Raw genomic sequence first — 26,458 nt, 5'->3', positions numbered from 1 at the left:
CACCCCATGCCCATGCCGCATTTTTGATCCCGAAACGGTGGTATTCTGTCCACGCAGGCCTATGTTTTCCCAAAGGCAGGCCGTGGCCGTGTGAACCGGAGTTCGAAAACGATGTCGAAGCTACGTACCCTTGCTGCGATACGTTTTGGCTATGGCCTGCCGCAACCCAAAGGCGCGCCAGCGTCAGCCGAAGCCGTGCTGGAAATGCTCGCCGGGCCTGACGAGGCGATGCAGACATGGCCGATCCGCAACTCTGCGGATTTGGTCCCCAACATCCAACAGCTGCGTCAAATCCAGAAAGCTGGCAAAAAACCCGCCGCCAAAAACCCCAAACGCGATGCGCTGCTGCAAGATTTCAGCACTGCCGCCGAAGCCGCCAGCGTGATCACCTTCGCCCGTGCTTTGGACAGTGCCGATGGCTTTCGCGAACGGCTGACCACGTTTTGGGCCGACCATTTCTCGGTCATCGCCAAGCGGCAACTTGAAGCGCTGTTCCCCTACGCCTTGGTCGACGATGCCATCCGCCCGCATCTGACCGGCAATTTCGCCGATATGCTGACGGCGGCGACGTTGCATCCGGCGATGCTCAGCTATCTCGATCAATCCAGTTCGGTCGGGCCGAATTCGCATTTCGGCAAGAACCAGAACAAAGGCTTGAACGAAAACCTCGCCCGCGAGGTGATCGAGTTGCACAGCATGGGCGTCGGTGCGAACTACAGCCAGACCGATGTCACCGAGATGGCCAAAATCCTCGCCGGGCTGACAATGAACGCCGATCTGCTGATGGAGTTTCAACCGCGCCGGGCCGAACCGGGCCCGCGCGAATTACTGGGCAAGACCTATGATGCGCCGGGAATGGACAATATCCACGCCGCCCTGCGCGATCTCGCGCTGCAGCCCGCCACCGGACAGCATCTGGCGCGCAAACTGGCGGTGCATTTCGTCTCGGATACCCCCGATGCCGATCTCGTCAAAGCCATTGCTGCGGCCTACAACGGCTCTGGTGGCGATCTGATGGTAACCTATACCGCCCTGCTGGGTCACCCCGCCGCTTGGGTGGGGACCACCGAGAAGGCCCGACAACCCTTTGATTTCATGGTCGCCTCGTTGCGCGCTTTGGGCGTCACGGGCGAGCAGCTTCAGCAAATGCCCTACAAACAATTTCGCGGCCAGGTCTTGGCCCCGATGGCGGGCATGGGCCAACCCTTCAAACGCCCCGCAGGCCCGAATGGCTTTGAAGAGGCCGCCGAGGAATGGATCACGCCGCAGGGCCTCGCCCGCCGCATCACTTGGGCGATGCGGGTGCCGCCCCGGTTGGCGGAACCGCTACCCGATCCTGTGGCCTTGGCGCAATCCTGCCTTGCCGACCGCGCCAGCGAACCGCTGCTGTGGGGGGCCGCCCGCGCCGAAGATATCACACAGGGCGTCGGCCTCGTGCTGGCCTCCGCCGAATTCAACCGCAGATGAGGGTCGCCATGACAGCTTCGATGGACAGACGGAATTTTCTGCGCGGGCTCGGCGGCGTGCTGGGCTGCTCGATTGCTGCGCATCCGATGCTGACCACAGTGACGATGGCGGGTGCCAATGGTGGGCGCGCCCTTGGCGATCATCGGTTGATCGTGATCATCCTGCGCGGCGCAATGGACGGGCTGGATGTGGTGCAGCCGCAAGGCGATGCCGATTACGCCGCCCTGCGCCCCACGCTTTTGAACCCGCAAGCCGCTGACCTTGATGGATTTTTCCGCCTGCATCCGGCCTTTGGCGATTTGATGCCATTGTGGGGCGCGGGCCAGTTGGGCTTTGTCCACGCCACGTCGACGCCTTACCGCGACAAGCGCAGCCATTTTGTCGGCCAAGACATGCTGGAGGCTGGCACCGGCATGGATGTGCCGCTCAATCAGGTCAAGGACGGCTGGCTGAACCGGCTGTTGCAGACCCAAAAGGGCCTGACCTCTGAAACCGCCTATTCCATCGGCCAAGTTGCGATGCCGCTGCTGGAAGGCCCCGCTGAGGTGCGCAACTGGTCACCCGAGACCACGCTGCTGCTGACGCCGCAAGCGCGGCTGCTGTTTGACAAGGTCTACGAATCCGATCCGTTGTTCCACGCCGCTTCGCAAGAGGCGATGGAGTTGGCAGATGCCGGCAATGGCGACTTGGCCATGGCGGCAGACCCGTCGCAAATGGCCGGCCTGAAGGTGCAGGACGTCGAGCAACTGGTTGATTACGCTGCTGGAAAGCTAAAGCAAGACGCACGGATTGCTGCGTTTTCGATGACGGGATGGGATACCCACCGGGGTCAAGCGGGCGGACTTTCCAAGTCTCTCGCCCGCTTGCAATACGCGATCCTGCGGCTGCAAACCGGGTTGGGAGAGAAAGTCTGGGGCAAAACCTTGCTGCTGGCGATGACCGAATTTGGCCGCACCGCGCGCGAAAACGGCACGACAGGCACCGATCACGGCACCGGTGGGGTGATGGTGATGGCGGGTGGCGCGCTGAACGGCGGCAAGGTCTATGGGGATTGGCCGGGGCTGTCGGAGGCCAATCTTTACGAGCGTCGCGATCTGATGCCCACTTCCGACGTGCGGGCTTGGGCGGCCCATGCGATCCAAGGGCTGTATGGCATTGACCAGTCCGTACTGGAAAACGCTGTGTTTCCGGGTCTGAAAATGGGCACAGACCCCCGGATATTGCTATAATCAAACACCGGACATCACCGCCACGGCGCGGTTGTCAGCTAAATCCGCATCGCCACGCCAAGCCGTGATCGCGACCATACACAAGGTCACCACAAAGGCGGTGATCACCACCCATTCCGCAAAAACCGCACCCGATTCGTCACGCAGAAAGCATTGTTTGGCGGACATCAATGGCACTTTCTATAACGTCTGGTGGCGCGGTTTTGCCCGGTGATTGGGGCGAAACCATGCTGCGTATTGGCCAAAGCCGTGGTGATTGCGGGGCTGCGCCGCGTCACACAGCCTCAGGCTTAGCGGCGAAAGCTGTCGTTATATTCGCGACCGTCAGTCGCTTATCAATCAAGCCGCGCAACTGATCAAGATCACCGCTATTCGGCACGCTCGCAGCACTGGCCGCCCGCGCCAAGGCGCTGTCATGCGCGTGATGCGCCACGCCCAGCACAAACCCGGCCAGATACCGCCGCCCCGCCGCATCCGGCTCTGCCCAAAGCGCTGCTGCCGCGCGCGAAAGATCGTCCTGCAACGCCAATGGATCGGGACAGATCACCGCATCTTCGACCAGCGACGGCGCAAGCCCCGGCAAAAACCGCCGCAAAACCATGCAGAACTCTGCAAAACTTTCCAAAGGCTTATCGAGAAACCCCTCTGCCCCCGCAGCCAAAGCCGCGCCCCGACCGTCTGGATTGCCAGAAGTGCCAAGCACCGCCAGCGGCCGCTGCCGCGCCATCGCCAACTCGCGGATCAAACCCTCGCCCCGGCCATCCGGCAAACCAAGGTCAATAATCACCACATCAGGCCGGTACACCCGCAAATGCGCCCGCGCGAGCGCCAGCGTATCCGCCCTGCGCAGCCGCGCGCCCGCGCGCTGACTCATCAATCGCAATGCTTCACAGGCATAGCGACTATCCTCCACCGCCAGAATGGTGACACCCTGCAGCGGCAGTTCTGCCCCCGCCACAAGGTTCGGCAAGGCAAAACCGGGCGGCAGCGGCGGATCATGGGGCATTTGGCTGGGCATGGCGGACCTGCGGCTAAATCGACCCAGCCAGTCTTCCACGGTTTTGGTGCATAAATCGTAAACGCCACCGCCGCTGGTAAAATTTTTCAACCCACCCTGCGACCGCGCGCCCCCTTGCCGGAACCCCGCGCTGCATCCATAAGGCCAGCATCAGCTTGCAAGGAGCCTGCCCATGATTGGCCGCCTGAACCATGTCGCGATTGCCGTGCCGGATTTGACCGCGGCGGCGGATCAGTACCGCAATACCTTGGGGGCGAAAGTCGGGCCGCCCCAAGATGAGCCCAACCACGGCGTCACGGTGATCTTCATCGAACTGCCAAACACCAAGATCGAGCTCCTGTATCCTTTGGGCGATAATAGCCCGATCAAGGCTTTCCTTGAGAAAAACCCCGCAGGCGGCATCCATCACATTTGCTACGAGGTGGATGACATTCTGGCCGCGCGCGACCATCTTCAAGCCAGTGGTGCACGGGTTCTGGGTTCAGGAGAGCCAAAAATCGGCGCGCATGGCAAGCCAGTGTTGTTCCTGCATCCCAAGGACTTCAACGGCTGTTTGGTGGAATTGGAGCAAACATGACAATCACCGCCGCATTGGTGCTGTTTTCGGTCACTTGGTTCATGGTGTTTTTCTGCGTGCTGCCGCTGCGCTTCAAAAGCCAGGCGCAGATGGGTGAGGTCGAACCCGGCACGCCGCGTTCTGCCCCCGCCGAAGCCATGATCAAACCGAAAGCCCAACTGACCACGTTGATCACGATTGTAATCTTCGCCATTCTCTATCTGCTGATCACTTCAGGTCGCTGGGGCATCGCCGATCTGGATGTGTTCGGGCTGTGGGCCAACCGTTACTGACGATTCAACCGATGGAACATATGGGTGAAGGTGGCGACGCCTAACACAGGAATTGCAAGGTTGATCAGCGGGATAGACAAAGGGGCCGCCATCAGCACCCCCGCCGCCCAAATCCGCAAACTATAGGCGCGGCGCATCGCGCGCGCACCATCCCGCCCCAAACGGCGGGTGGCAACCAGCGTGAAATACTCTCGCCCCAGCAAATAACCATTCATGCCCCAAAACAGCAGCGGGCTGAACGGCCCCGCAAACGGATAAAGCAGCAGCGCCCCGGTATTCAGCGCCAGCAGCAGGCCAATGAAATTGGCCGTATCAATCAGCGTATCACCAAGGTTTTGGCGCTCTGGCGCTGGCAAACTGGGATAGTGCCGATCCTCAACCGCCTGCGCCACATCCTCCAGAAACAGCCCCGAGAAGGCCGAGGCGACCGGGATCATCAGAAACACCGAAAGCACCACCATCAACAGGATCGAGCCCCAGCTGAGCAGCGTATCCAAGCCGCCAACCGGTCCAACGAAAGGGATGTCGATGCTGCCCGGCGTGAAGGTCTCAATCAGCCACAACAACGCCGCATAGGCCCCGGTCAGCAGCGCCGCCGCAAGCGCCACCCCTAACAGCATCACCCGCAGAAACCGGCCATCGCCAAGCTGACTCAACGCCTTGGCGAAATCACTGAAGATCATGTCCCGATACTCCCGGTGCTCACGCCGCCGCCGATCAGGCCCATGTGATCAGCTTCGACAAATCAGGCCGCGGGCGGTCAGAAATCGGCGTCACAACTGTGCCGATATGCACGATGCCCGCAACCGTCTCATCGCCCACACAGCCAAACGCCTGCGCCGCGAACACCGGATCATGCGAGGGCCAACCCGACAGCCAATTCGCCCCCCAGCCCTTCGCCAAAGCCGCGTTGAGCACGCCAAAGCACAGCGCCCCGGCCGACAATATCTGCTCTGACAGCGGGATCTTATCCGAGGCTTTCGGCGAGGAAATCACCGCCACCGCCAACTGCCCCAGATCAAACTGCCCGCGCCCCTTGGCGATTTTTTCATCGTCCGCCCCTATCTCCCGAGCCCGCGCCTCGGCCAGATCGCCCAGCCGCAGCATGGCCGCGCGGTCCAGCACCACCAGCCGCCAGGGCTCCAGCTTGCCATGATCGGGCACCCGGGTGGCTGCGGTCAGAATTTCCAGCAGTTCGGCACGCGCGGGCACAGGGCCTTTGAACAGCTTAGCCGGATGCGATTGCCGGGTTTGCAGAAAATCGAAGGCATCTTGGGTCAAAGCGGAAGCGTCGTGCATCATATAGGGACTCCTTTGCGCCAGAGGTGGCGGTGTGGGCGGCCTTCGTCAAGTGGGCTTGCCCTTGCACACTGGCTTCTGCACTCTGTCCCCATGCAAAAAGGCGCGTGGGCAGAGTTGGCGGTTTCAGGGACAGAGTTTTCCTGCAAAGTCACGCCGCGCGCCCGCCGCAGCAGTATCACCCGCGACGGCAGCATGATAAAAATCAGCGTCACCGCCGCGGCCGAAGACGGAAAGGCGACCGCTGCCGTCACCGAGGCGCTGGCCCATGCCCTTGGTGTCGCCAAATCCCGGCTGACCCTGCTGCGCGGCGCAATCTCGCGCAACAAGGTGTTCCGGCTGGATTAGGGCTGCTTCGGCTCGATCCGGTAACTGCCCTCCGGCAGATCCAACGCCGCCGCAAGGTCACGCAACTGCGCGATGGAAAACGTGATCACGACCACTTCATCGGTCATTTGATCCATCTGCCGCAGCACCACACATTCGGCGAAGGCATCAATGGTGATGTCCTCTTGCAACGGGCTGTCCGGCTCACCCTCATCCACCAATGTGATCACGGTGGCGTCGAATTCATGCTCGATGGTGAACATCGCAAGGCTCCTGTCCCGGATCAAATTACAACCAGATGAGCCCGCATTGTGATCAGGGTCAAGCATCCGCGCCACGTTCAAGCGAAAGTGCAGCCAGATCGGGCCCAGATGGGGCTATGAAACCGCAACGGGTTTGATATGGGCAGTATCAGGACAGCGGCGAAGGCGAGCGTGATGAAGCGGCAGGCAGGATGGATTTTGGCGGCGGCACTGCTGGCGGGTTGCGTACAGCCAGGGATGCCACCCTTGCCCCCAAGCGACAGCGCCGCACAGGTGCTGACCCAACCCTCGCAAACCGGCGGTGCGTTGGCATCGCGGGCGGCGGCGGTGAACTTTCTGACCGTGGTGCAGCGGGTGGAACCTGTCGCCGAGGCCTACTGCCGCGCGCAGCATGTGGCGCATCGCTGCGATTTTCAGATCGTGATCGACGACCGCCCCGGCCAGCCCGCCAACGCGTTCCAAACCGTCGACAAGTCAGGCAGGCCGATCATTGCATTCTCGCTGGCTTTGATCGCCGATGCCCGCAACGCCGATGAGATCGCTTTCGTGTTGGGCCACGAGGCCGGTCATCACATTCTGGGTCACATACCCAAGCAGGAACAAACGGCCCTATCCGGCGCGATGATGGCGGGGATATTGGCCGCCGCTTCCGGGGCCGGGCAGGATGAGGTTCAGCAGGCGCAGAAAATGGGGGCGGGGCTGGCGACGCGGCAGTTCTCGAAGGAATATGAATTGCAGGCCGACGCCATCGGGGCCGAGATTGCGTTTCACGCCGGCTATGATCCGGTCAAGGGCACGGGCTTTTTTGATCGGCTGCCCGATCCCGGCGATCAGTTTCTGGGCACCCATCCGGCCAATCGGCAGCGCAAGGCTTTGGTCGCCGCTGTGGTCGCTAAGCTGCGCGGCGTTTAGGCTGTCCACGCGTGGCGCATGACCCCTGCCACGCAATATCAAGGACTTAACAGGTGTCCGTTTAGGTTTGATTAACCAACATCAAACCCGATATGTCAAACGCCACCCTACCCGGATCGCGCCGACCGCTGCACCGGGCGCTCCCGAGGGTTTCGGGCGAAGTCCCGCAAACCCGAGATAAAGACAATGCGCGCAACGTGCTCCGCTGGCTTGCCGTCGAGGGTCGCTTTGGATGCAGTGAAGTCAAGGTCATGTGATATATTGGGAACCGAATTGGGCTTGGTTCGTTGAGCAAAGCCACATTTCTGTCTTTGCCGATGGAAACTAAGGGCCATTTCGCCCGCGTGTCGGTTCCAAAGCTGAGACCATTGATGTGCCAAAGCCATGCTCACAGGGCGCAAAAAGGGTATGATCATGTGGACGACCATTTTGAATAGAATGTTGGCGCAGTTGATCCGGCAAGGCACGCTGATCCTTCATTTTCCAGACGGCTCGACGCAACGCCATGGCAACGGCGATGCACCTTCCGTGACCGTACGGGTGATCGACCCCGCGCTTGTCGGCCGCATGGCGCGCAACCCCGATCTGGCTTTGGGCGAGGCCTATGTGGATGGCAGCCTGACCATCGACGCGGATGATCTGCGCGGTTTGCTGGCGCTGGTGATTGCCAACACCAAAGGCGGTGGCGCACTGGTCTGGTGGCGGCGGATACAGGATGCGGTGCGGGTGATGCTGCGCGGGGCGGCGCAGTTCAACAGCACCCAGCGATCTGCCGCCAACGTCGAGCATCACTATGATCTGTCGGGCGCGCTCTATGATTTGTTTCTGGACGCCGACAGGCAGTATTCTTGCGGCTATTTCATCCATCCTGATGACACGCTGGAACAGGCGCAACAGCAAAAGAAGGCGCATATCGCCGCAAAGCTATGCCTGAAACCGGGCATGACGGTGTTGGATATCGGCTCGGGCTGGGGCGGCATGGCGCTGACACTGGCCAAAGATTATGGCACGACAGTGCTGGGCGTGACGCTTTCGCAAGAGCAATACAAACGATCAGTGGAGCGCGCAGTCGAAGCTGGCCTGTCCGACCGCGTGTCGTTTCAGCTGATGGATTATCGCCAGTTGACCGGCACATTTGACCGCATCGTCTCGGTTGGCATGTTCGAGCATGTCGGCGTGCCGCATTATCCCGAATATTTTGCGCAAGTGAAAAACCTGCTTGCCCCAAATGGTATCGCGCTGATCCACACCATTGGTCGCGCCGCACCGCCGAGTGCGACCAATCCGTGGATCACAAAATACATCTTCCCCGGCGGCTATGTGCCCGTCCTGTCCGAAATGTCGGCGGCGATGGAGAAATCCGGGCTGTGGCCGACGGATATCGAGGTTTGGCGGCTGCACTACGCCATGACCTTGGCGCACTGGTTGTACCGCTTCGAGGCCAATATTGATAAAATTCGTGCGCTTTATGATGATCGGTTCTGCCGGATGTGGCGGTATTATCTGATCGCGTCTGAGATGACCTTCCGGGAAGGGCGGCAATGCGTGTTCCAGATGCAGCTTGCCAACCGACAGGATGCAGTGCCGCTGACGCGCGATTACATCACCGAGGCGTCACGCCCCGACCTTTTGCACAAAAACCGCTGGGATCAGGCCGCGCAGTGAATTGCCCACCCAGAGCCGCACATCTGCAAGATCGGCGCTGCGCAAAACCGCCTCGCGCGCGGCTTTTGACGCTAGCATTTCGGCGCGCAGCACGCCCGGAAGCAGGCCACAGCTGAGCGGCGGGGTGCAGAGCCCCTCGCCCTGATCGAAAAACACCGTGGTGATCGAGCCGTCACAGACCTCGCCGCACTCGTTGAGGAAAATCACCTCATCGAAGCCATCCGGCAGACTGGCACGTGCCGCGTCATAGGCCGCGCGCTTTGTCGATTTTACCGACAGCCAAGGATCGTCTGAGGTCAGCCGGTCAGCTGCCAAGCTCACCCGCCACACCGCCTTGCCCGCAGGCAAAGCCGCCGCCTGCACCTCAACTGCGCCGCTTGCATCCAACGTCAGCCGCATCCGCGCGGCCGCCGCTGGCACGGCTGCCCGCAGCGCCGCCTCGGCCACAGCCGGATCATAGCCCCAGCCCAAGCTGCGCGCCGAAGCGGACAGCCGCGCCAGATGCAGGGGCAAGCGCACCAATGCAGCGCCATCCCAACACAGCGTCTCGATCAGCTTTAGGCCGGGCGCACCAGCCCCTGCAGATAACGCGCTTTCCACAACGCCTCCTCCCATTCGCCATCGGGCGTGCTGTCTTGCACCACACCACCGCCGACATTCAATTCTATCGCGCCATCTGGAAACACCGACAACGTGCGGATCGCGACGTTGAACGACGACGCGCCATCCGGGGCCATCCAGCCCATCGCACCACAATAGACGCCGCGCGGGAACGGCTCGACCTCGTGGATGATCTGCATCGCGCGGATTTTCGGCGCGCCGGTGATTGATCCACAGGGAAACAGGGCTGGCATCAGCGCGGTCATGCTGGGGGCTTCGATCAGTTGCCCGACCACCCGGCTGACCATCTGATGCACCGTTGCGTAATGTTCCACCGCGAACAGTTCCGGCACCTTGACCGAGCCGATCTGCGCCACCCGGCTGATGTCATTGCGCAACAGATCGACGATCATCAGGTTTTCCGCCTGATCCTTCGGGCTGCCCCGCAACGCCTCGGCGAGTTCCGCATCGCGCACGGGGTCAGCGTCGCGGGGGGCTGTGCCCTTCATCGGCCTTGCTTCAATCCGTCCCGCCGCCGTCGTGCGCAAAAACAATTCCGGGCTGCGCGAGACCAGCACCGGCCCCACGCCAAGATCCAGATAGGCACCATGCCCCACCGCCTGCCGCGCCCGCAGCGCAGCATAGAGCCCAAGGGCCGAGCCTTGCAGCAGCCGCGTGCGCAGCGGAAAGGTCAGGTTGATCTGATAGCAATCGCCTGCCGCGATATAGGACATCACGCGGTCCATAGCGGCGCCGTATTCTGCGCGGTTGATCGCAGGCTCCAGCGCCGCGACCGCCACGCCGCGCGCCTCGGCCTTCGCCTCAGCCAGCACCTGCGCCGGATCGCTGGGCCCGGCGAACACCCCGAACGCCAGCAAGGGCCGCGTGGGGTCCGCCGCTGGCATCAGCCCCGCCAGCTTTGGCTCTAACGCATAGCCAGCCTCGTAGCTGATATAGCCCGCGAGCCATTTGCCCTGCGCACGCATGGCGTCAAGTTGCGCCAAAGCCGGGGCCACCTCATCCGCAGCCCGCGCCACGATCAGCGCTTCAGCAGTGTCAAACAGCGCTGGCTTCCCCAGAGGTCCGTCTTCGATCAGGATCACGCCCGCGCCCCTTGTTGCCCTGCCTGACATTTAAGCCAGCCGCATCACCTAGGCCAGCCCTGCCTGCAAATCCAGTGCCAGCCATTTTATGAATTTGGGGCCGCCCGTCTTTTGCGCATTTGCGACGCAAAAATGTCCGTCGCAGATCGCAACCCGGCCCGCCCGTCGCTGATTTCTGAAAATATCTATTCAGTGCTTGCCAGACTGTAAAATCCGCGCTTCCCTACGGCTAGGGACGGCATAACGTCGCACCGCCAACGATAATAACGACCAATCAACGGTTCGGAGGGTAACTGAATGGCATCGGAAGACTATACCGATAAAGACCACCATGAAGACGTGAAAGTTCTGCATGGCATGGGCTACGCGCAAGAGTTGGAACGCTCAATGAGCCGTTTCTCTAACTTTGCGATCTCGTTTTCTATTATTTGTATTCTTTCGGGCGGGATCAACTCGCTCGGGCAGGCCACCTCGGGTGCAGGCGGTGCCGCGATTGGCCTTGGCTGGCCGCTGGGCGTGCTGATGTCGGGTGTCTTTGCGCTGGCTCTGGCGCAGATCTCGTCGGCCTATCCGACGGCGGGCGGGCTTTACCACTGGGGCTCGATCTTGGGGAACCGCTTTACCGGCTGGCTGTCGGCATGGCTGAACCTGCTGGGGCTGATCACCGTGTTGGGGGCGATCAACGTCGGCACCTTCTACTTCTTCTTCGGCTCGTTTGGGCCCTTGATCGGCTTGGAAGACACGCTGTCGCACCGGGTAATTTTCGTTGCGTTGATCACCGGGGCTCAGGCGGCGGTGAACCATTTCGGCATCAAACTCACTGCGAAACTGACCGATTTTTCGGGCTTTTTGATCCTTGCCACGGCAGCGGCTCTGACCTTCGCCTGCCTGTTCTCGGCAAGCTCATGGGATTTCTCGCGGCTCTGGACCTTCAGCAACTACACCGGAACCGAGGGCGCATCATCGGTTTGGCCTGTGGCCGTCGGCGGCGGCATGGCTTTCCTTCTAGGGCTGCTTTTGCCGATCTATACCATCACTGGCTATGATGCCTCGGCCCATACTGCCGAAGAAACCGTCAAAGCCTCGGTTTCGGTGCCCAAGGGTATGGTCTCCTCGGTGATCTGGTCAGGCCTGTTCGGCTGGATCATGCTGTGCTCGTTCGTGCTGATGTTGCCGAATATGGATGACGCTGCCAAGCAAGGCTGGAACGTGTTCTTCTGGGGCATGGACAGCGCCGTCAATCCGACCCTGAAGACCGTGCTCTATGTCGCGATCTTCGTGTCGCAATGGCTTTGCGGTCTAGCCACGGTTACTTCGGCCAGCCGCATGTTGTTTGCCTTCTCGCGCGATGGCGGCATTCCCGGTGCATCAAAAGCACTGGCAACCGTCAGCCCGAAACACCGCGTGCCGGTGAATGCGATCTGGACTGCCTCGGTCCTGTCGGTGCTGTTCGTGTGGTTGACGTCGGCCATCACCATTGCCGGCACCCCGGCCTATTCGATCGTGGTGTCCTGCACTGTCATCTTCCTGTTCCTGTCCTTCGCCCTGCCGATTACGCTGGGTCTGATTGCGATTGGCGGTCCGAAATGGCCCGCCATGGGGCCATGGAATATCGGCGTGGGCACCTACAAACTGATGGCCGTTCTGTCGATTATCTCGATGGCCATCATGTTCTACATCGGCATCCAGCCGCCAAACGACTGGGCGCTAGAGATCACTTTGGGCTTCATCGTTCTGGCTCTTTTGATTTGGGTTGGGTTTGAAAACCGCCGGTTCCAGGGTCCGCCGATTGGCGATGCTATTGCAAAACGCAAGGCTGCGATTGCCGCAGCCGAGGCTGCAGTCGGGCAGAAGTAGCCCCTAACGCTGCAAGTTTGAATTTGGGGGGCGGCTGGAACATCTGGCCGCCCTTTCCTTACCGTGCCTCTGCATCGGAAACCCCATGATGTATCTGTTACTGAAAGCCGCAATCTCCGGAGTCTTGATCGCCCTTGCCTCTGAGGTCGCGCGCCGCAATGCAGGGCTTGGGGCGCTGATCGCATCGCGGCCGCTGATCTCGGCCTTGGGGATGATCTGGCTGTGGCGTGATACACATGATCCTGCGCGGATGGCCTCGCATGTCAGCGCTACGCTCTGGTACATCGCGCCTTCGGTGCCGATGTTTCTGCTCATTCCATTTCTTTTGCGGAACGGCACAGGGTTTTGGCTGGCGCTCGGGCTTGGTTGCGGGCTGACGTTCCTGCTTTATCTGCTGATGCTGCGGGTCGCCAACCGCTCGGGCATCCAGCTTTAGCCAATTTCGCCCGCAACGCCCCTTGCGCCCCGGCGGAGCATGGCTATAACCCGCAAAGTTTTGCGCATTGGGGGCGCAATAGCAGGAGAGTGGGCATGCCGAAAAGAACCGATATCAAATCCATCATGATCATCGGCGCAGGCCCCATCGTCATCGGTCAGGCGTGTGAGTTCGATTATTCCGGCGCGCAGGCCTGCAAGGCGCTCCGCGAAGAAGGCTACCGGGTGATCTTGGTCAACTCGAACCCCGCCACCATCATGACCGACCCCGGCCTTGCGGATGCGACATATATCGAGCCGATCACCCCCGAAGTCGTCGCCAAAATCATCGAAAAAGAGCGCCCCGATGCCCTGCTGCCCACCATGGGCGGCCAAACCGGGCTGAACACCGCTTTGGCGTTGGCTGATCTTGGCGTGTTGGAAAAGTTCAATGTTGAGCTGATCGGGGCCAAGCGTCCGGCCATTGAAATGGCAGAAGATCGCAAATTGTTCCGCGAAGCGATGGACCGCATCGGGCTTGAAAACCCCAAAGCCACCATCATCGCTGCCCCAAAACTGCCCTCAGGTAAATACGACATTTCCGCAGGCGTCGCCGAATGCATGGCCGCCATCGAATACGTAGGCCTTCCCGCCATCATCCGCCCTGCCTTCACGCTTGGCGGCACCGGCGGCGGTGTGGCCTATAACCGCGACGATTATGAAGCGATCTGCCGCTCGGGCCTTGAGGCCTCGCCAATGGCGCAAATCCTGATCGACGAATCGCTGCTCGGTTGGAAAGAATTTGAGATGGAGGTGGTGCGCGACACCGCCGACAACGCCATCATCATCTGCGCGATTGAAAACATCGATCCGATGGGGGTGCATACCGGCGATAGCATCACCGTCGCCCCGGCGCTGACCCTGACCGACAAAGAATACCAGATCATGCGCAACGGCTCGATCGCCGTCCTGCGCGAGATCGGGGTGGAAACTGGCGGATCGAACGTGCAATGGGCGATCAACCCCGCCGATGGCCGCATGGTGGTGATCGAGATGAACCCGCGTGTCTCGCGGTCCTCGGCGCTCGCGTCGAAAGCCACCGGCTTCCCGATTGCGAAGGTCGCCGCAAAACTGGCGGTCGGCTATACATTGGACGAGTTGGACAACGACATCACCAAAGTCACCCCCGCCTCGTTTGAACCCTCCATCGACTACGTCGTCACCAAAATCCCGCGCTTCGCGTTTGAGAAATTCCCCGGCTCCGAGCCCAACCTCACCACCGCGATGAAATCCGTGGGCGAAGTGATGGCGATTGGCCGCACCATCCACGAGTCGATGCAAAAGGCGCTGGCGTCTTTGGAAACCGGGCTTTCGGGTTTCGACGAAATCGACATCCCCGGTGCGCCCGACAAAGTCGCCATCACCTTGGCGCTGTCAAAAGCCACTCCAGACCGTCTCCGCGTCATCGCCCAAGCCATGCGGCATGGCCTTTCCGACGACGAAATCAACGCAATCACCAGTTTCGATCCATGGTTCCTCGCCCGCATCCGCGAAATCATCGAGGCCGAAGCCGTCATTCGCGCCAAGGGCCTGCCGTTGGACGCTACGGGCATCCGCAAATTGAAAATGATGGGCTTCACCGACGCCCGCCTTGCCATGCTGACGGGCCGGGACGAAGCACAAATCCGCCGCGCCCGCCGCAACCTTGGCGTCAACGCGGTGTTCAAACGCATCGACACCTGCGCCGCCGAGTTTGAAGCCCAGACCCCCTACATGTATTCCACCTACGAAGCCCCCGCGATGGGCGATGTGGAATGTGAAGCCCGGCCCAGCAACGCGAAAAAAGTCGTCATCCTAGGCGGCGGCCCGAACCGCATCGGCCAAGGCATCGAGTTTGACTATTGCTGCTGCCACGCTTGCTATGCGCTGACCGCTGCGGGCTATGAAACCATCATGGTGAACTGCAACCCGGAAACGGTTTCCACCGACTACGACACCTCGGACCGTCTGTATTTTGAGCCGCTGACGCTGGAACACGTCCTCGAAATCCTGCGGGTTGAGCAAGAAAACGGCACCCTGCATGGCGTCATCGTGCAATTCGGCGGCCAAACCCCGCTCAAGCTGGCAAATGCGCTGCACGCCGAAGGCATTCCGATCCTTGGCACCACCCCCGACGCCATCGACCTCGCCGAAGATCGTGAGCGTTTCCAACAGCTTCTGCACAAACTGAACCTGAAACAGCCGCACAATGGCACCGCGCGTTCGCGCGACGAGGCTTTCGCCGTGGCGAAAGACGTGGGCTATCCTTTGGTCATCCGCCCCTCCTTCGTTTTGGGCGGCCGCGCGATGGAAATCATCCGCGACGACGCCCAGCTTGAACGCTATATCCGCACCGCCGTGCAGGTGTCCGGCGACAGCCCGGTTCTGCTCGACAGCTACCTCTCTGGTGCTATCGAGGTTGACGTAGATGCGTTAAGCGACGGTAAAGACGTGCATGTCGCTGGAATCATGGAACATATTGAGGAAGCGGGCGTGCATTCCGGTGATTCGGCCTGCTGCCTGCCACCGCATTCGCTGTCGCCCGAGATCATTGCCGAACTGAAAAACCAAACCGTGCAGATGGCGCTTGCCCTGAACGTCGTGGGCCTGATGAACGTGCAATTCGCGATCAAAGACGGCGTGATTTTCGTGCTGGAAGTCAACCCGCGCGCCTCGCGCACCGTGCCTTTCGTCGCCAAAGCCACCGACAGCGCAATTGCCGCCATCGCCGCCCGCCTCATGGCAGGCGAGCCGATGTCGAACTTCCCGATGCGCGCGCCCTACCCCGCAGGCGTTGGCCCCGATACGCCCTTGCCCTTGGCCGATGCCTTCACCCTCGCCGATCCGATAACCCCTTGGTTCAGCGTGAAAGAAGCCGTGCTGCCCTTCGCCCGCTTCCCCGGTGTTGACCCGGTTCTGGGGCCAGAAATGCGCTCGACGGGCGAAGTGATGGGCTGGGATCGCACCTTCGCTCTGGCGTTTCTCAAGGCGCAAATGGGCGCGGGCGTGACGCTTCCCGACGCAGGCCGCGCCTTTGTGTCGATCAAAGACATGGACAAAACCGCCGCCTTTGCCACCGCGATGCGCGATCTGGTGACTTTGGGTTTTGAGATCGTCGCCACCCGCGGCACCGCTGCTTGGTTGACCGCTCAGGGCATCCAAACCACGCTGGTGAACAAGGTTTATGAGGGCCGCCCGAACATCGTGGATCGCTTGAAAAACAACGACATCGCCATGGTGATGAATACCACCGAAGGCACCCAAGCCGTCACCGACAGCCGCGATATCCGCCGCGTGGCGCTGATGGACAAGATCCCCTACTTCACCACCGCAGCGGCGAGTATTGCAGTGGTCGAGGCGATGAAGGCTCGGGGTGAGGGCTATGGGGTAAGGACTTTACAAGGGTAGTAGATGGATTTCGTTGAGCGAGCGACCAAAGAGTATCTCGAGTCGCTTGGCCTCGGTGAAGTAATATTTGAACCGAGCGGCCCCAATACATTTCCCGATTTCTCTATCGGTGAACGCATCGGGGTCGAATGCACCCGTCTTGTTCATATCGTTGAAAAAAATGGGCGGGAATACAATCTCGATCAAATTGAACCAAGCATTATTCGCAGCTTAGAGGCCGCCTTCAAAGATCTCCCTCGATGCAACCTTACGCACAGCTATTTTGTATGTCTCGACTTTGATATCGATATCGAACTCCGCATTGCGAGACGAAAACTGACAGCCTATTTGTCCGAACTCAGCCAAACATCTGCAATTATCCCACATCGGCAGCGGATAACAAACGAACTTGAGATTGAAATCTTAAAGTCGTCAAATAGCTTCGAAACGCCCTTTGTTCTGGGAGGCATGAACACACGCAACAGTGCAGGTTGGGTTCTTGAACAGCTTTCCAAGCAAACTCAAGATGCCATAAAACGGAAAACTGAGAAACTCGTGTCGGCCAAGGAACTGTTTGGCGAGTGGTGGCTGGCGGTCAGCGGGGGTGTCGCTGTTGGCGTATCTGAGTCATACGCAAAATTCATTGAGAATGAGCTTCGCGGCACACCATTTTGGGATCGAGTCTTGCTGATCAATCCCCATTCTTACAAACAATCGAAAACAATAGAAATCAAACGGCCATAGTCGGCCTCCCTCCCCCCTTGACAAATCCCCGCCGATCCGCCATCTCCCCCCAATCGGAGCGTCCGTGCCGCGTGAGCATGTGTAAGACCCCGAGACTGGTTCCCACCGCACGCAGGGGTTCCGCGACGGCCACGGTATTGGGCAAGCGCCCGATGCGAGGGGGTGTCGCTTCCCACTGCCGCCCCTGATTTCGGGGGTGGAAGGCGGCTGTTGGCTGCCGGAAAGACTGTTATGACCACGACTTTCGCAGACCTCGGGCTTTCAGAGACCATCCTGAAAGCATTGGAAAAAACCACCCTCAAGATGCCGTCGCCAATTCAGGTGCAGGCGATCCCGCATATCATGGCGGGCAAAGATCTGATGGGTCTGGCGCAGACCGGCACCGGCAAAACTGCCGCGTTTGGCCTGCCGCTGCTGCACCGCATTCTTGATCTGGGCCATCCGCCTGCACCGAAAACCGTGCGGGCTTTGATCCTGGCCCCCACCCGCGAGCTTGTCGCGCAAATCGCGGATAACCTTGAGGTTTTCACCAAAGGCACCTCGGTGAAGGTCGCCATGGTTGTTGGCGGCGCTAGCCTGTTCAAGCAGGCTGAGCGGCTGAAACGCGGCGCGGATATCCTTGTCGCCACCCCCGGCCGTCTGATTGATTTGTTGGAGCGTGGCGATGTGTCCTTGCACGCCACCGGCTACCTGGTGCTGGACGAGGCCGACCATATGCTCGACATGGGTTTCATCCATTCGTTGCGCAAAATCGCCAAGCATATCCCGTTGAAACGCCAGACCCTGCTGTTCTCGGCCACCATGCCGAAGGATATTGAAGAACTCGCCGCGACCTATCTGCAAAACCCGATCAAGGTGCAAGTTGCCCCTCCGGGCAAGCCGGTAGAGCGGATCGACCAAGGCGTGCATTATCTGCCGAATGGCGACAAGGCTTTGATGCTGAAAGAATATCTGCTGAAGCATCCGGGCGAGCAGGCCTTGGTGTTTGGCCGCACCAAGCACGGTTCGGAAAAGCTGATGAAGCTGCTGGTGGCTTGGGGCTTTAAGGCAGGCTCGATCCACGGCAACAAAAGCCAGAACCAACGCGACCGCACCCTGACCGAATTCCGCAAGGCGGAGTTGGACGTGCTGGTGGCGACCGATGTGGCCTCGCGCGGCATCGACATTCCCGGCGTGCGCTTTGTCTATAACTTTGACATGCCGAACGTGCCGGAAAACTATGTGCACCGTATTGGCCGCACCGCGCGGGCGGGCAAGGAAGGCACCTCGATTTCCTTCTGCGCACCTGCGGAAATGGGCGAATTGCAAGCCGTTGAAAAGCTGCTGAAAAAGCCGATCCCAGTGTTGGGTGGCGCGCCTTGGGCGGCCGATGCGGTGGCTGCGGCTCCGAAGCCCGGCCAGAACCGTGGCCAACGCCCCGGCATGGGTCGTGGTGGTCAAAAGCCCGGCAGCCAACCGATCCAACGTGCGGCCCCCGGCAAGCCCGGTGCGAAGCCACAGGGCAAACCGAAGCCCGCTGGCGGCAGCTTTGCCCCGCGTCGGGCTGATGGTGCGGCCAAGCCGCGCAGTGCTGTCGCCCGCACGCCGCGCTAAAACACAGCCTAAAATGAAAAGCGCCCGGAGATCATCCGGGCGCTTTTTCTATGTCTAAATCACTCTAAGCTTAACGACAGTGAACTCTAGCTGACCTCATCCTCAAGGTTCAGCTTCATATCCAGCAGAACCTGTTGAATCGCCAAGGTTTCCCGCAGCATCCGCTTGGCCTCGTTGACCGAAATCACCCCATCGCCAATCGCCGTGTTATACTCAGCCATCAGCATGGCAAAGCGCTGCGCCAGCGCCACCACATCGGCATTCACACCCTTGCTGTCGGCGTTGCGCTTTTCGGGATCGTAGCTGAGCGTGATGCCGCGCAGATCGGCCAAAGCCGAGGTGACATGCGGAAACCGCGCTGCCGATTCAAGCTGCGCCACCACGTCAATCGGCATGAAGCGGTCGTCATGCTCACCCGAATCCGAATAATACCGCCCCAGCGTCGCCTTTGACTTGCCGGTCAACGCACAAGCGGCCTCGATGCCGACATCTTTCACCAGCGCTTCGGTGTGTTTTTTCAAATAGCTTTCGGTGCTCATAATCCGCTCCACCCTCCGATTTCGGCTAATCCGGGGAATTCATTCTATCTTTTCCCATTAATCCCGCCCTAAGGATTTGTCATGCATAAAGGTGTTCCGGGCAACCGGAACGCGTAGTGAGTGGCCAGCGCCCCCAGCGTTGGTGTGGGTGGGGTTCCGTCGTGCATAGGCCCATCAGGGTGATCTGGGGCAAGTGTCACGGTCGCGCGGCGAGCCTACCACTTGAGTTTGCGTTTGGGCTTGCCTGATCGCGCGTAACCATTTGAGTCCGGTCTGCTATGGCCCCACCCGCGTATGTGCCGTGTTGTTTATGTGCCTGTTGCCAGTGTGCCCGTCTGTAGTTGGTGTCCGTTGTTTCGCTGCGGCAAGCCACCGTGACTTCCTCGCACGGTCTTGCCAGTGCCCTTGGCCATGCGCTAGATCGGCGCATGGCCAAGCTTTATTTCCACTACTCCACCATGAACGCAGGCAAATCGACGCTGCTGCTGCAAGCCGCGCATAACTACCGCGAGGGCGGGATGCAGACCTATCTGATCACCGCGCAGTTCGACAATCGCGCAGGCGAGGGCCGGATTGCCAGCCGCATCGGCATTGGCGAGGCGGCGGATACGTTCGCGCCCGAGGATGATCTGTTTGCAAAACTTGCCACCCGCTTTGCGCAAAGTCGGGTGGCCTGCGTGTTCATTGACGAGTCGCAGTTTTTGACCAAAGAACAGGTCTGGCAGTTGGCCCGCGCGGTGGATGATCTGGGCGTGCCGGTGATGTGTTACGGGCTTCGCGTTGATTTCCAAGGAAATTTATTCCCCGGCTCGGCAGCACTGCTGGCTTGGGCCGATGAAATGCGTGAGGTCCGCACGATTTGCCACTGCGGCAAGAAGGCGACGATGGTGATCCGGCGCGGCCCGGATGGGCGGGCGCTGAAAGACGGCGAGCAGGTGCAGATCGGCGGCAATGAAACCTACGTTTCGCTCTGCCGCCGCCATTGGCGCGAGGCCGTCGCTGATTAAGCTTCCTGCACCTTCGCCCGCAGCGCGATCATCGCCCCTGCCGCCACAATCAGCACCATGCCGAACACCGCCAAGGGGGTCAAAGTCTCGCCCCAAAGCATATACGACCAGAATGCCGACGCGGGCAGGATGATATATTCCAGCACCGACGCCCGGCTGGCTTCGGTAAGCTGATAGGCGCGGATCATCATGCCCACCCCCAGCAGTGAGCCCACCGCCTGCACAACGGTCCAGAAGTAGAAACCACCCGAGGCCCAAACTGCCCCGCGCTGCAAGAACCCATCCGTCCCCAAAGGCACCGCAATCGGCCACAGCGCCAGTACCGCCAATCCCACGACGCCAATCACCCCCAGGGCCAGGAAAAACCCTGCCAACAGCGTCTCAGCGCTCTCGTTGGGGCACCATTCCCGCGTCGCTATATTGCCCATCGCATACATCGCGCCGGCGATCACCGGCAGCAAAGCCGCCAAGGACGCACCCGACATCGCTTCCGGCCCTAGCACCAGAATCACGCCCAGAAACCCCAACGCCACCCCGATAATCCGCACCGGGCCAATGGCGTGACCATAGGCAAAGCGCGAGATCAGCAGCACGAAAATCGGCGCAGTGAACAATCCTGCAGCCACCAAGGCCACCGGTAGAAACGCCAAAGCGCCAAAATAAATCACCATCGTCAAGCCATGCAGGGTCGAGCGCGCCAACACCGCCCGCATATTCACCGGGCGCAAGCGCAGCCCGAACGCCAACGCCAACAGCCCCAGCAGGATCATCGCGATGCAACTGCGGGTGAAGTGGAACTGCCACAGCCCGACCTCGGACGCGATCACCTTCACATAATTGTCGGTGAAGCCGATGATCATCGCATAGGTAAGGATCAGCCCGGCTGCGGCTAAAGTATGGTCTTTCGTCGCGGACATGGCATGATCCTTCGGTTTCCCGCTTTCCAACTGCCCGGAACGCTTCCACTCTGCACGTCAGAAAGCGACATACCGCACAGGGTTTCGGGGAGGGAACAACATGGGCTGGCTGGCAGATGAAACCGGGCTTGGCAAAACGCGGGCCAACTATGCGCCGCTGACGCCGCTGTCACACCTGCGCCGCGCGGCGAATGTCTTCGCCCATCGCACCGCTTTGGTGTGGAAATCCACCCGGCTGAGCTATGCCGACTATGCCACCCGCACCAGCCAACTCGCTTCGTCTCTGGCGCAGCGCGGCATCCTGCCCGGCGATGTGGTGGCAACGTTGCTGCCGAACATCCCGGCGCAGGCCGAGGCCCATTTCGGCGTGCCTGCCTGCGGGGCCGTGCTGAACACCATCAACACGCGGCTAGAGGCTGACACCGTCGCCTATATCTTCGGCCATGCGGGCGCGAAACTGCTGCTGTGTGACACCGCCTTCCTGCCCTTGGCCGAGGCCGCCATCGCCCAGATGACCACCCCCGCGCCGCAGATCATCGAGGTGGTAGACCACGGCTTTACCGCCTCGGGCCGCTATGAGACCTACGAGAATATGCTGGCCTCGGGCGATCCCGGCTTTGACTGGCTGATGCCGGACGATGAATGGGAAAGCCTTGCGATCAACTACACCTCTGGCACCACCGGGCGGCCTAAGGGCGTCGTCACCCACCATCGCGGCGCGTATCTTGCCACCACCGCCAATACGATCGCATGGCGGATGCTGTTGTTTCCGACTTACCTGACCATTGTGCCGCTGTTTCACTGCAACGGCTGGTGCCATGCCTGGATGATCCCGATGCTGGGCGGCACCGTGGTGTGCTGCCGAGATGTCACCGCCAAGGCGATCTATGACGCCATCGCGGATGAGGGTGTGACGCATTTCGGCGGCGCACCTATCGTCTTGAACACCATGATCAACTGCAAACCCGAAGACCGCCGCAGCTTTGCCCACACGGTCGAGGTCTTCACCGCAGGCGCACCGCCGCCCGCCGCCACCCTCGCCGCGTTTGAACCGCTCGGTTTCAATGTGACGCAGGTTTACGGGCTGACCGAAACCTACGGCCCTGCCACCGAATGCCTATGGCAGACCGAATGGGATGCCGCCACCGGCGATGACCGATCTGCCCTGAAGGCCCGCACCGGGGTCGCCATGGCGATGCTGGAGGGGGCCGAACTGCACGACACCCAGGGCAATCCCGTCCCCCGCGATACCCAGCACTTGGGCGAGATCGCCCTGCGCGGCAATATGGTGATGAAGGGCTATTACAAGAACCCCGAGGCCACCGCCGAGGCGTTCAAGGGCGGTTGGTTTCGCAGCGGAGACATCGCTTTCCAGCATCCCGATGGCTATCTGAAAATCACCGACCGCGCCAAGGACATCATCATCTCGGGCGGTGAAAACGTCTCCTCGGTCGAGGTCGAAGGTGCGTTGATGCACCACCCCGCCGTGTTGCTCTGCGCCGTGGTGGCCAAGCCGGATACGAAATGGGGCGAGGTGCCTTGCGCCTTTGTCGAACTCAAACCGGGGGCGAGCGCCACCGAGGCCGAGTTGATCGCACATTGCCGCGGCCGGCTGGCGGGCTTCAAAACCCCGAAACATGTGGTGTTTACCGAGCTTCCAAAGACCTCGACCGGAAAAATCCAGAAGTTTGAGCTGCGCGCGGTGGCGAAACTGATGGACGCGTGATTGTGGCCTGCGCAGCAAGTGGCTATCGTAACCCAATGATAGTAGGGAAAGACACTTCCGCGCAATGACAGCACTTCGCAAATACCTGCGGCTGGAAAGCCCGGGGCTGTGGCGCGAATCCCCCTCGGCGCAACTGCGCGAGGTTGTCGTAGGTTTACGCGAAGCTACCATCGTGCTGTCAGATCCCAAGACCGAGATGGCCTTGGCGCAGTGGTCTCTGCCCGCGCTGACCCGGTTGAACCCCGGCAAACTGCCCGCTTTGTATAGCCCCGGTCAGGATGACCCCGAAACCCTAGAGGTCGACGACCGCGATATGATGGCAGCGCTGGACACCGTCCGCACTGCATTAGAGCGCCGCCGCCCCAAACCGGGCCGCCTACGCGGTGTGCTGTTGGGCGGCTTTGGTGCTGTGATCGGATCGCTTGCGGTGTTCTGGCTGCCGGGCAAGCTGATTGACTACACCGCCGCCATGCTGCCGCCCGCCACCCGCAGCGATTTGGGCAAACTGGCGCTGCAAGATCTGACCAAACTGACCGGATCGCCCTGCACCGGCAAGGCTGGCACTGCGGCCTCAGTGGCTTTGGGCCTGCGGCTGAACCCCATCCATCCGCCGCATGTGCTGGTGGTGCGCGACGCGCTGCAAGCCCCGCTGGCACTACCCGGCGATCTGCTGATCCTGCCGTTGAAGCTGCTGCAAAGCGCCGAGGGCCCGGATATCATCGCAGGCTATATCCTTGCCACCACCGGGCAAGCCGCGCTGAAAGACCCAATGCAGCCACTGCTGGAAAAGGCTGGACTGATGGCCACCATACGTCTGCTCGCCAGCGGCGCGATTGCGTCCGATGCGCTTGTTGGCTACGGCCAAAGCCTGCTCAGCCCGCCCGCCATCACACTATCGGATGAGGCCCTGCTCGCCGCGTTCACTGCGGCGAAAGTCACAGCCCAACCCTATGCCTATGCCTTGGATAAATCCGGCGAAACCACCCTGCCGCTGATCGAGGCCGACCCGTTCCAGAACGGCAGCGAGCCCGAGGTTCTGACCACCCAACACTGGCAAGACCTGCAAGCGATCTGCAACGGCTGAGCCGGAAATAGCAAAGCCCCCCGGCGCAAACCGAGGGGCTTCGCAATCACTCCCGGCCCATATGTATGTGTCGGCTGCTGTTCGCAATTGAGAATTTGGCACGACTTCGGAAATCGCTGATATGTATCCGGCCTGTTGATCGGCTCGCGGGTCGTGGCCTTGATGGGGTTATGCACGCGCCGTGGTCTCATTAGCGGCAAGGTCTTTGCTGACCATAAGCGCCGTCAGACTCTGGGGGCGTATTTTCTCCGTTCCATGCTGTCCTCTCTGTCGCGAACTCCTTTTGACCGTGGAAAGCGTCAGATGGTTTCCATGGCCATATCTCTTGGGGCGTCGAACCGGGTCCCGTGTCGCAGAACGCTCCACGCAGTTCGGGCAAGTTTGTTGGCCAGCACAACGGCTGCCTTGTTGCGCGGCATGCGCTTCACCGCTTCGGCCAGCCAGGGGCCGAAGCTGAAGGCAGATCACCTGTTCTGACGCATCATGATCACCTTTGGTAAGCGGTGCTCCAACCCCAGCTTCCGCATCTGTTCGTGATCTGAGATTCAGCCCGTGCCGTGTATTTGGATTGGAGGTTCTCCATGGGGCGCTCAGTGGAGATTCTCAGTCAGATTGATCTGATTGTCGGACCCAAAGGGAACGGCATTGGCCGGAGGCTCTGAAGGCTCAGATTGTGGCGGAGACGTTGGTGGAGGGTGCGACGGTCCATGCGGTTGCCCGGCGGTATGATATGCGGCCGAACCATGTGTCGGAATGACGGCGCATGGCACGAACCGGCAGATTGGTCTTGCCTGCAGTTGCTGAGGATTTTGGGTTTGCGCCGATCTTTGTGCACCAAGACCCCGTTGCAGAACCGGCACCTTTTGCGGATGTTTTGGACGTGATCCGGGGCGAGGTGACGCTTCGGTTGGATGCCGCCACCCCTGCGGCGCGGATCGCAGAGATTGTTCGCGCATTGAATGCCGCAGGATGATCTTTCCATCGAACCGGGTGCGGATCATGGTGGCGACCAAGCCCCCTCTCGCGCATGCACGCATGCACTGCCGGGCAGTGGATCGATTTCCGCAAAGGCCATGACGGGTTGGCAGCTTTGGTGAAGAACGCGTTGCACAAAGATCCGTTCAGCCATTGCCGGCAGGTGAATGCATCGCATTCACCGAGAGGGGCACCGGGTTTGTATTCCGGTCCCGCAGGGCGGATCGATTGAAGCTGCTTTATTGGGACGGCACCGGGTTTGGTCCCTCTCGGCGATGCATGCGTCGCCTGCTGGGCAATGGATGGCCTACAAGCGGCTGGAGGAACACACATTCACCTGGCCAGCGATCAAGGACGGGGTGATAGGCCTTGGCCATGCGCAGTTTGAGGCCCTGTTCTCGGGGTTGGATTGGCGACGGGTTCGGGCAGCAGAAGTGCGTACCCCCGATGGCAGTGGAATAGCTGCGGCAAGATGACTCGGGGGGTGGTTTTGGCAGGCGGCCGGGGGTGGGTTTTGAGAGAGAATGGCCATGTTGAACGCCGCCGATTTCCCTAATGATCTGGACACCTTGAAGGCGATGTTGGCCGCCGCCGAGGCCCGAGATCAGCGCAAGCAAGAACGGATTGATCGGCTGGAAGTGCTGGTTGCAGCCTTCAAACAGGCGATGTTCGGGCGCAAATCCGAGAAGATCGATCCCGATCAGTTCGAACTTGCCTTGGAGGATATCGAGACCGCGATTGCCGCTATCCATGCTGAAGATGAGGCGGTTGATCCGGCCAAGACACGCTCAGCCAAGCCCCGGAACGCCAATCGTGGTTCCTTGCCCAAGCATCTATTGCGCGTCGAAGAGCTTATCGAGCCAAAGGTATCGGTCTGCGGCTGTGGGGGTGATCTGCATCAGATCGGTGAAGACGTCTCGGAACGCCGCGACGTGATCCCGGCCCAGTTCCGCGTCATTGTCACCCACCGCCCGAAGTATGGCTGCCGGTCCTGCTCAAACGGTGTGGTGCAAGCACCTGCACCAGCGCGGCTGATCCCCCGCGGCATGCCGACCGAGGCAACCGTTGCCGATGTTCTGGTCTCCAAATACGCCGACCATTTACCACTTTACCGGCAGGCGCAGATTTACAGCCGACAGGGAATTGATCTGGACCGTTCCACACTCGCGGCATGGGTCGGCAAGGCCGCCTATGAACTGAAGCCGGTGTTTACCGCATTGATCGCCGATCTGAAGCGATCCACCAAGCTGTTCATGCCCTCTCGGCTGATTGTTTTACAATCGCCTGCCGGGTAACAGATGAAACCCGGGCTCCGGTTCTCGATCCGAAGGCGGGCAAGACCAAGACCGGATTTTTTTGGGCATTGGCCCGCGATGATCGCCCCAGGGGTGGGGCCGCCCCGCCCGGTGTGGCCTTCACCTATGCGCCGAGAACTGGGCCACCA

The 26,458-nt window shown here is 60.6% G+C and carries 27 protein-coding genes and 3 pseudogenes; 20 read left to right on the top strand and 10 right to left on the bottom strand.

Annotated features, from left to right (window positions below; genetic code table 11):
- Positions 1–111 precede the first annotated feature (111 nt).
- Together AKV04_RS13365 and AKV04_RS13360 are read left to right on the top strand one after the other, a co-directional pair.
- Positions 112–1,467, top strand: coding sequence for a DUF1800 domain-containing protein (locus AKV04_RS13365; RefSeq protein WP_054006912.1), 1,356 nt, complete (start codon positions 112–114; stop codon positions 1,465–1,467).
- 8 nt (positions 1,468–1,475) lie between these two features.
- On the top strand, positions 1,476–2,696 hold the full coding sequence (locus AKV04_RS13360; RefSeq protein ID WP_202905621.1) for a DUF1501 domain-containing protein: 1,221 nt from the start codon (positions 1,476–1,478) through the stop codon (positions 2,694–2,696).
- Here the strand turns inward: AKV04_RS13360 and AKV04_RS26215 are convergent, their stop codons facing one another.
- Both AKV04_RS26215 and AKV04_RS13355 read right to left on the bottom strand, forming a co-directional pair.
- On the bottom strand, positions 2,697–2,864 hold the full coding sequence (locus AKV04_RS26215; RefSeq protein ID WP_156317530.1) for a hypothetical protein: 168 nt from the start codon (positions 2,862–2,864) through the stop codon (positions 2,697–2,699).
- 106 nt (positions 2,865–2,970) lie between these two features.
- Positions 2,971–3,714 carry a response regulator gene (locus tag AKV04_RS13355; protein WP_235815641.1) on the bottom strand — a complete coding sequence of 248 codons (744 nt, stop codon included), beginning with the start codon at positions 3,712–3,714 and terminating at the stop codon, positions 2,971–2,973.
- Between the two features lie 172 nt (positions 3,715–3,886).
- Between AKV04_RS13355 and mce the strand changes: the two genes are divergently transcribed.
- Both mce and AKV04_RS13345 read left to right on the top strand, forming a co-directional pair.
- Positions 3,887–4,291 carry a methylmalonyl-CoA epimerase gene (mce, locus tag AKV04_RS13350; protein ID WP_054006910.1) on the top strand — a complete coding sequence of 135 codons (405 nt, stop codon included), beginning with the start codon at positions 3,887–3,889 and terminating at the stop codon, positions 4,289–4,291.
- On the top strand, positions 4,288–4,563 hold the full coding sequence (locus AKV04_RS13345; RefSeq protein WP_054006909.1) for a DUF1467 family protein: 276 nt from the start codon (positions 4,288–4,290) through the stop codon (positions 4,561–4,563). Before mce ends, AKV04_RS13345 begins: the two co-directional genes overlap by 4 nt.
- Here AKV04_RS13345 and AKV04_RS13340 read toward each other — a convergent pair.
- Both AKV04_RS13340 and AKV04_RS13335 read right to left on the bottom strand, forming a co-directional pair.
- The gene (locus AKV04_RS13340) at positions 4,557–5,243 is read right to left on the bottom strand and encodes an EI24 domain-containing protein (protein WP_162232880.1); all 687 of its coding nucleotides are present in this window, start codon (positions 5,241–5,243) and stop codon (positions 4,557–4,559) included. The two genes, AKV04_RS13345 and AKV04_RS13340, sit on opposite strands and share 7 nt — an antisense overlap.
- Before the next feature lie 37 nt (positions 5,244–5,280).
- Positions 5,281–5,862, bottom strand: coding sequence for a nitroreductase family protein (locus tag AKV04_RS13335; RefSeq protein ID WP_054007171.1), 582 nt, complete (start codon positions 5,860–5,862; stop codon positions 5,281–5,283).
- A gap of 93 nt (positions 5,863–5,955) precedes the next feature.
- Here AKV04_RS13335 and AKV04_RS13330 point away from each other — a divergent pair, with 93 nt between their 5' ends.
- Entirely contained in the window at positions 5,956–6,210 is a 255-nt protein-coding gene (locus AKV04_RS13330; protein ID WP_054006907.1) for a DUF167 domain-containing protein, read from the top strand.
- Here AKV04_RS13330 and AKV04_RS13325 read toward each other — a convergent pair.
- Positions 6,207–6,452, bottom strand: a complete 246-nt coding sequence (locus AKV04_RS13325; protein WP_054006906.1) for a hypothetical protein — start codon at positions 6,450–6,452, stop codon at positions 6,207–6,209. The two genes, AKV04_RS13330 and AKV04_RS13325, sit on opposite strands and share 4 nt — an antisense overlap.
- 174 nt (positions 6,453–6,626) lie before the next feature.
- Between AKV04_RS13325 and AKV04_RS13320 the strand changes: the two genes are divergently transcribed.
- Entirely contained in the window at positions 6,627–7,364 is a 738-nt protein-coding gene (locus AKV04_RS13320) for a M48 family metalloprotease (RefSeq protein WP_054007170.1), read from the top strand.
- Positions 7,365–7,778: 414 nt separating this feature from the next.
- Positions 7,779–9,029: an SAM-dependent methyltransferase gene (locus tag AKV04_RS13315; protein ID WP_054007169.1), complete on the top strand. Its 1,251-nt coding sequence runs from the start codon at positions 7,779–7,781 to the stop codon at positions 9,027–9,029.
- Here the strand turns inward: AKV04_RS13315 and AKV04_RS13310 are convergent.
- Positions 8,979–9,629, bottom strand: a complete 651-nt coding sequence (locus AKV04_RS13310; RefSeq protein WP_407638436.1) for an aminotransferase class IV family protein — start codon at positions 9,627–9,629, stop codon at positions 8,979–8,981. The genes AKV04_RS13315 and AKV04_RS13310 overlap by 51 nt on opposite strands.
- Positions 9,587–10,732: an aminodeoxychorismate synthase component I gene (locus tag AKV04_RS13305; RefSeq protein WP_082351646.1), complete on the bottom strand. Its 1,146-nt coding sequence runs from the start codon at positions 10,730–10,732 to the stop codon at positions 9,587–9,589. Before AKV04_RS13305 ends, AKV04_RS13310 begins: the two co-directional genes overlap by 43 nt.
- Positions 10,733–11,029: 297 nt before the next feature.
- Here AKV04_RS13305 and AKV04_RS13300 point away from each other — a divergent pair, with 297 nt between their 5' ends.
- From AKV04_RS13300 to AKV04_RS13280, 5 genes are all read left to right on the top strand, one after another.
- The gene (locus AKV04_RS13300; RefSeq protein WP_054006903.1) at positions 11,030–12,589 is read left to right on the top strand and encodes an amino acid permease; all 1,560 of its coding nucleotides are present in this window, start codon (positions 11,030–11,032) and stop codon (positions 12,587–12,589) included.
- 85 nt (positions 12,590–12,674) lie between these two features.
- Positions 12,675–13,025: a DUF3147 family protein gene (locus AKV04_RS13295; RefSeq protein WP_054006902.1), complete on the top strand. Its 351-nt coding sequence runs from the start codon at positions 12,675–12,677 to the stop codon at positions 13,023–13,025.
- A 95-nt stretch (positions 13,026–13,120) separates the two neighbouring features.
- Positions 13,121–16,450: a carbamoyl-phosphate synthase large subunit gene (gene carB, locus AKV04_RS13290; protein ID WP_054006901.1), complete on the top strand. Its 3,330-nt coding sequence runs from the start codon at positions 13,121–13,123 to the stop codon at positions 16,448–16,450.
- Between the two features lie 3 nt (positions 16,451–16,453).
- Complete coding sequence (locus AKV04_RS13285; RefSeq protein WP_054006900.1) at positions 16,454–17,173, top strand: hypothetical protein; 720 nt, start codon at positions 16,454–16,456, stop codon at positions 17,171–17,173.
- A 231-nt stretch (positions 17,174–17,404) separates the two neighbouring features.
- On the top strand, positions 17,405–18,766 hold the full coding sequence (locus tag AKV04_RS13280; RefSeq protein WP_054006899.1) for a DEAD/DEAH box helicase: 1,362 nt from the start codon (positions 17,405–17,407) through the stop codon (positions 18,764–18,766).
- A gap of 86 nt (positions 18,767–18,852) precedes the next feature.
- Here AKV04_RS13280 and AKV04_RS13275 read toward each other — a convergent pair whose 3' ends face one another.
- The gene (locus AKV04_RS13275; RefSeq protein WP_054006898.1) at positions 18,853–19,305 is read right to left on the bottom strand and encodes a hypothetical protein; all 453 of its coding nucleotides are present in this window, start codon (positions 19,303–19,305) and stop codon (positions 18,853–18,855) included.
- A 428-nt stretch (positions 19,306–19,733) separates the two neighbouring features.
- On the opposite strand from AKV04_RS13275, the gene AKV04_RS13270 reads away from it, so the two are divergent.
- Positions 19,734–20,312 carry a thymidine kinase gene (locus tag AKV04_RS13270; RefSeq protein WP_054007168.1) on the top strand — a complete coding sequence of 193 codons (579 nt, stop codon included), beginning with the start codon at positions 19,734–19,736 and terminating at the stop codon, positions 20,310–20,312.
- On the opposite strand, the gene AKV04_RS13265 is transcribed toward AKV04_RS13270, so the two are convergent.
- Entirely contained in the window at positions 20,309–21,229 is a 921-nt protein-coding gene (locus tag AKV04_RS13265; protein WP_054006897.1) for a DMT family transporter, read from the bottom strand. The two genes, AKV04_RS13270 and AKV04_RS13265, sit on opposite strands and share 4 nt — an antisense overlap.
- A gap of 100 nt (positions 21,230–21,329) precedes the next feature.
- On the opposite strand from AKV04_RS13265, the gene AKV04_RS13260 reads away from it, so the two are divergent.
- Together AKV04_RS13260 and AKV04_RS13255 are read left to right on the top strand one after the other, a co-directional pair.
- On the top strand, positions 21,330–22,955 hold the full coding sequence (locus AKV04_RS13260) for an AMP-binding protein (RefSeq protein ID WP_054006896.1): 1,626 nt from the start codon (positions 21,330–21,332) through the stop codon (positions 22,953–22,955).
- Between the two features lie 64 nt (positions 22,956–23,019).
- Positions 23,020–24,039, top strand: coding sequence for a hypothetical protein (locus AKV04_RS13255; protein ID WP_054006895.1), 1,020 nt, complete (start codon positions 23,020–23,022; stop codon positions 24,037–24,039).
- Between the two features lie 299 nt (positions 24,040–24,338).
- Here the strand turns inward: AKV04_RS13255 and AKV04_RS27180 are convergent.
- Positions 24,339–24,530, bottom strand: a pseudogene (locus AKV04_RS27180) (IS110 family transposase); the annotation flags it as partial.
- Positions 24,531–24,682: 152 nt separating this feature from the next.
- On the opposite strand from AKV04_RS27180, the pseudogene AKV04_RS27865 reads away from it, so the two are divergent.
- The 5 genes and pseudogenes from AKV04_RS27865 to AKV04_RS13245 form a co-directional block, all read left to right on the top strand.
- Positions 24,683–24,796 (top strand): annotated as a pseudogene (locus AKV04_RS27865) (transposase); the annotation flags it as partial.
- Between the two features lie 6 nt (positions 24,797–24,802).
- Positions 24,803–25,012: a hypothetical protein gene (locus AKV04_RS13250; RefSeq protein ID WP_156317529.1), complete on the top strand. Its 210-nt coding sequence runs from the start codon at positions 24,803–24,805 to the stop codon at positions 25,010–25,012.
- Positions 25,013–25,167: 155 nt separating this feature from the next.
- Positions 25,168–25,377 carry an IS66 family insertion sequence element accessory protein TnpB gene (gene tnpB / locus AKV04_RS27860; protein ID WP_407638434.1) on the top strand — a complete coding sequence of 70 codons (210 nt, stop codon included), beginning with the start codon at positions 25,168–25,170 and terminating at the stop codon, positions 25,375–25,377.
- A complete protein-coding gene (tnpB, locus tag AKV04_RS27855; RefSeq protein WP_407638445.1) occupies positions 25,290–25,490 on the top strand; it encodes an IS66 family insertion sequence element accessory protein TnpB in 201 nt (66 codons plus the stop codon). Before tnpB (AKV04_RS27860) ends, tnpB (AKV04_RS27855) begins: the two co-directional genes overlap by 88 nt.
- Before the next feature lie 54 nt (positions 25,491–25,544).
- A pseudogene (locus tag AKV04_RS13245) lies at positions 25,545–26,443 on the top strand (transposase); the annotation flags it as partial.
- Between the last annotated feature and the right edge of the window lie 15 nt (positions 26,444–26,458).

Source organism: Cypionkella psychrotolerans (assembly GCF_001294535.1).
GTDB lineage: Bacteria > Pseudomonadota > Alphaproteobacteria > Rhodobacterales > Rhodobacteraceae > Cypionkella > Cypionkella psychrotolerans.
This window is presented reverse-complemented; position numbering and strand designations above follow the sequence as displayed.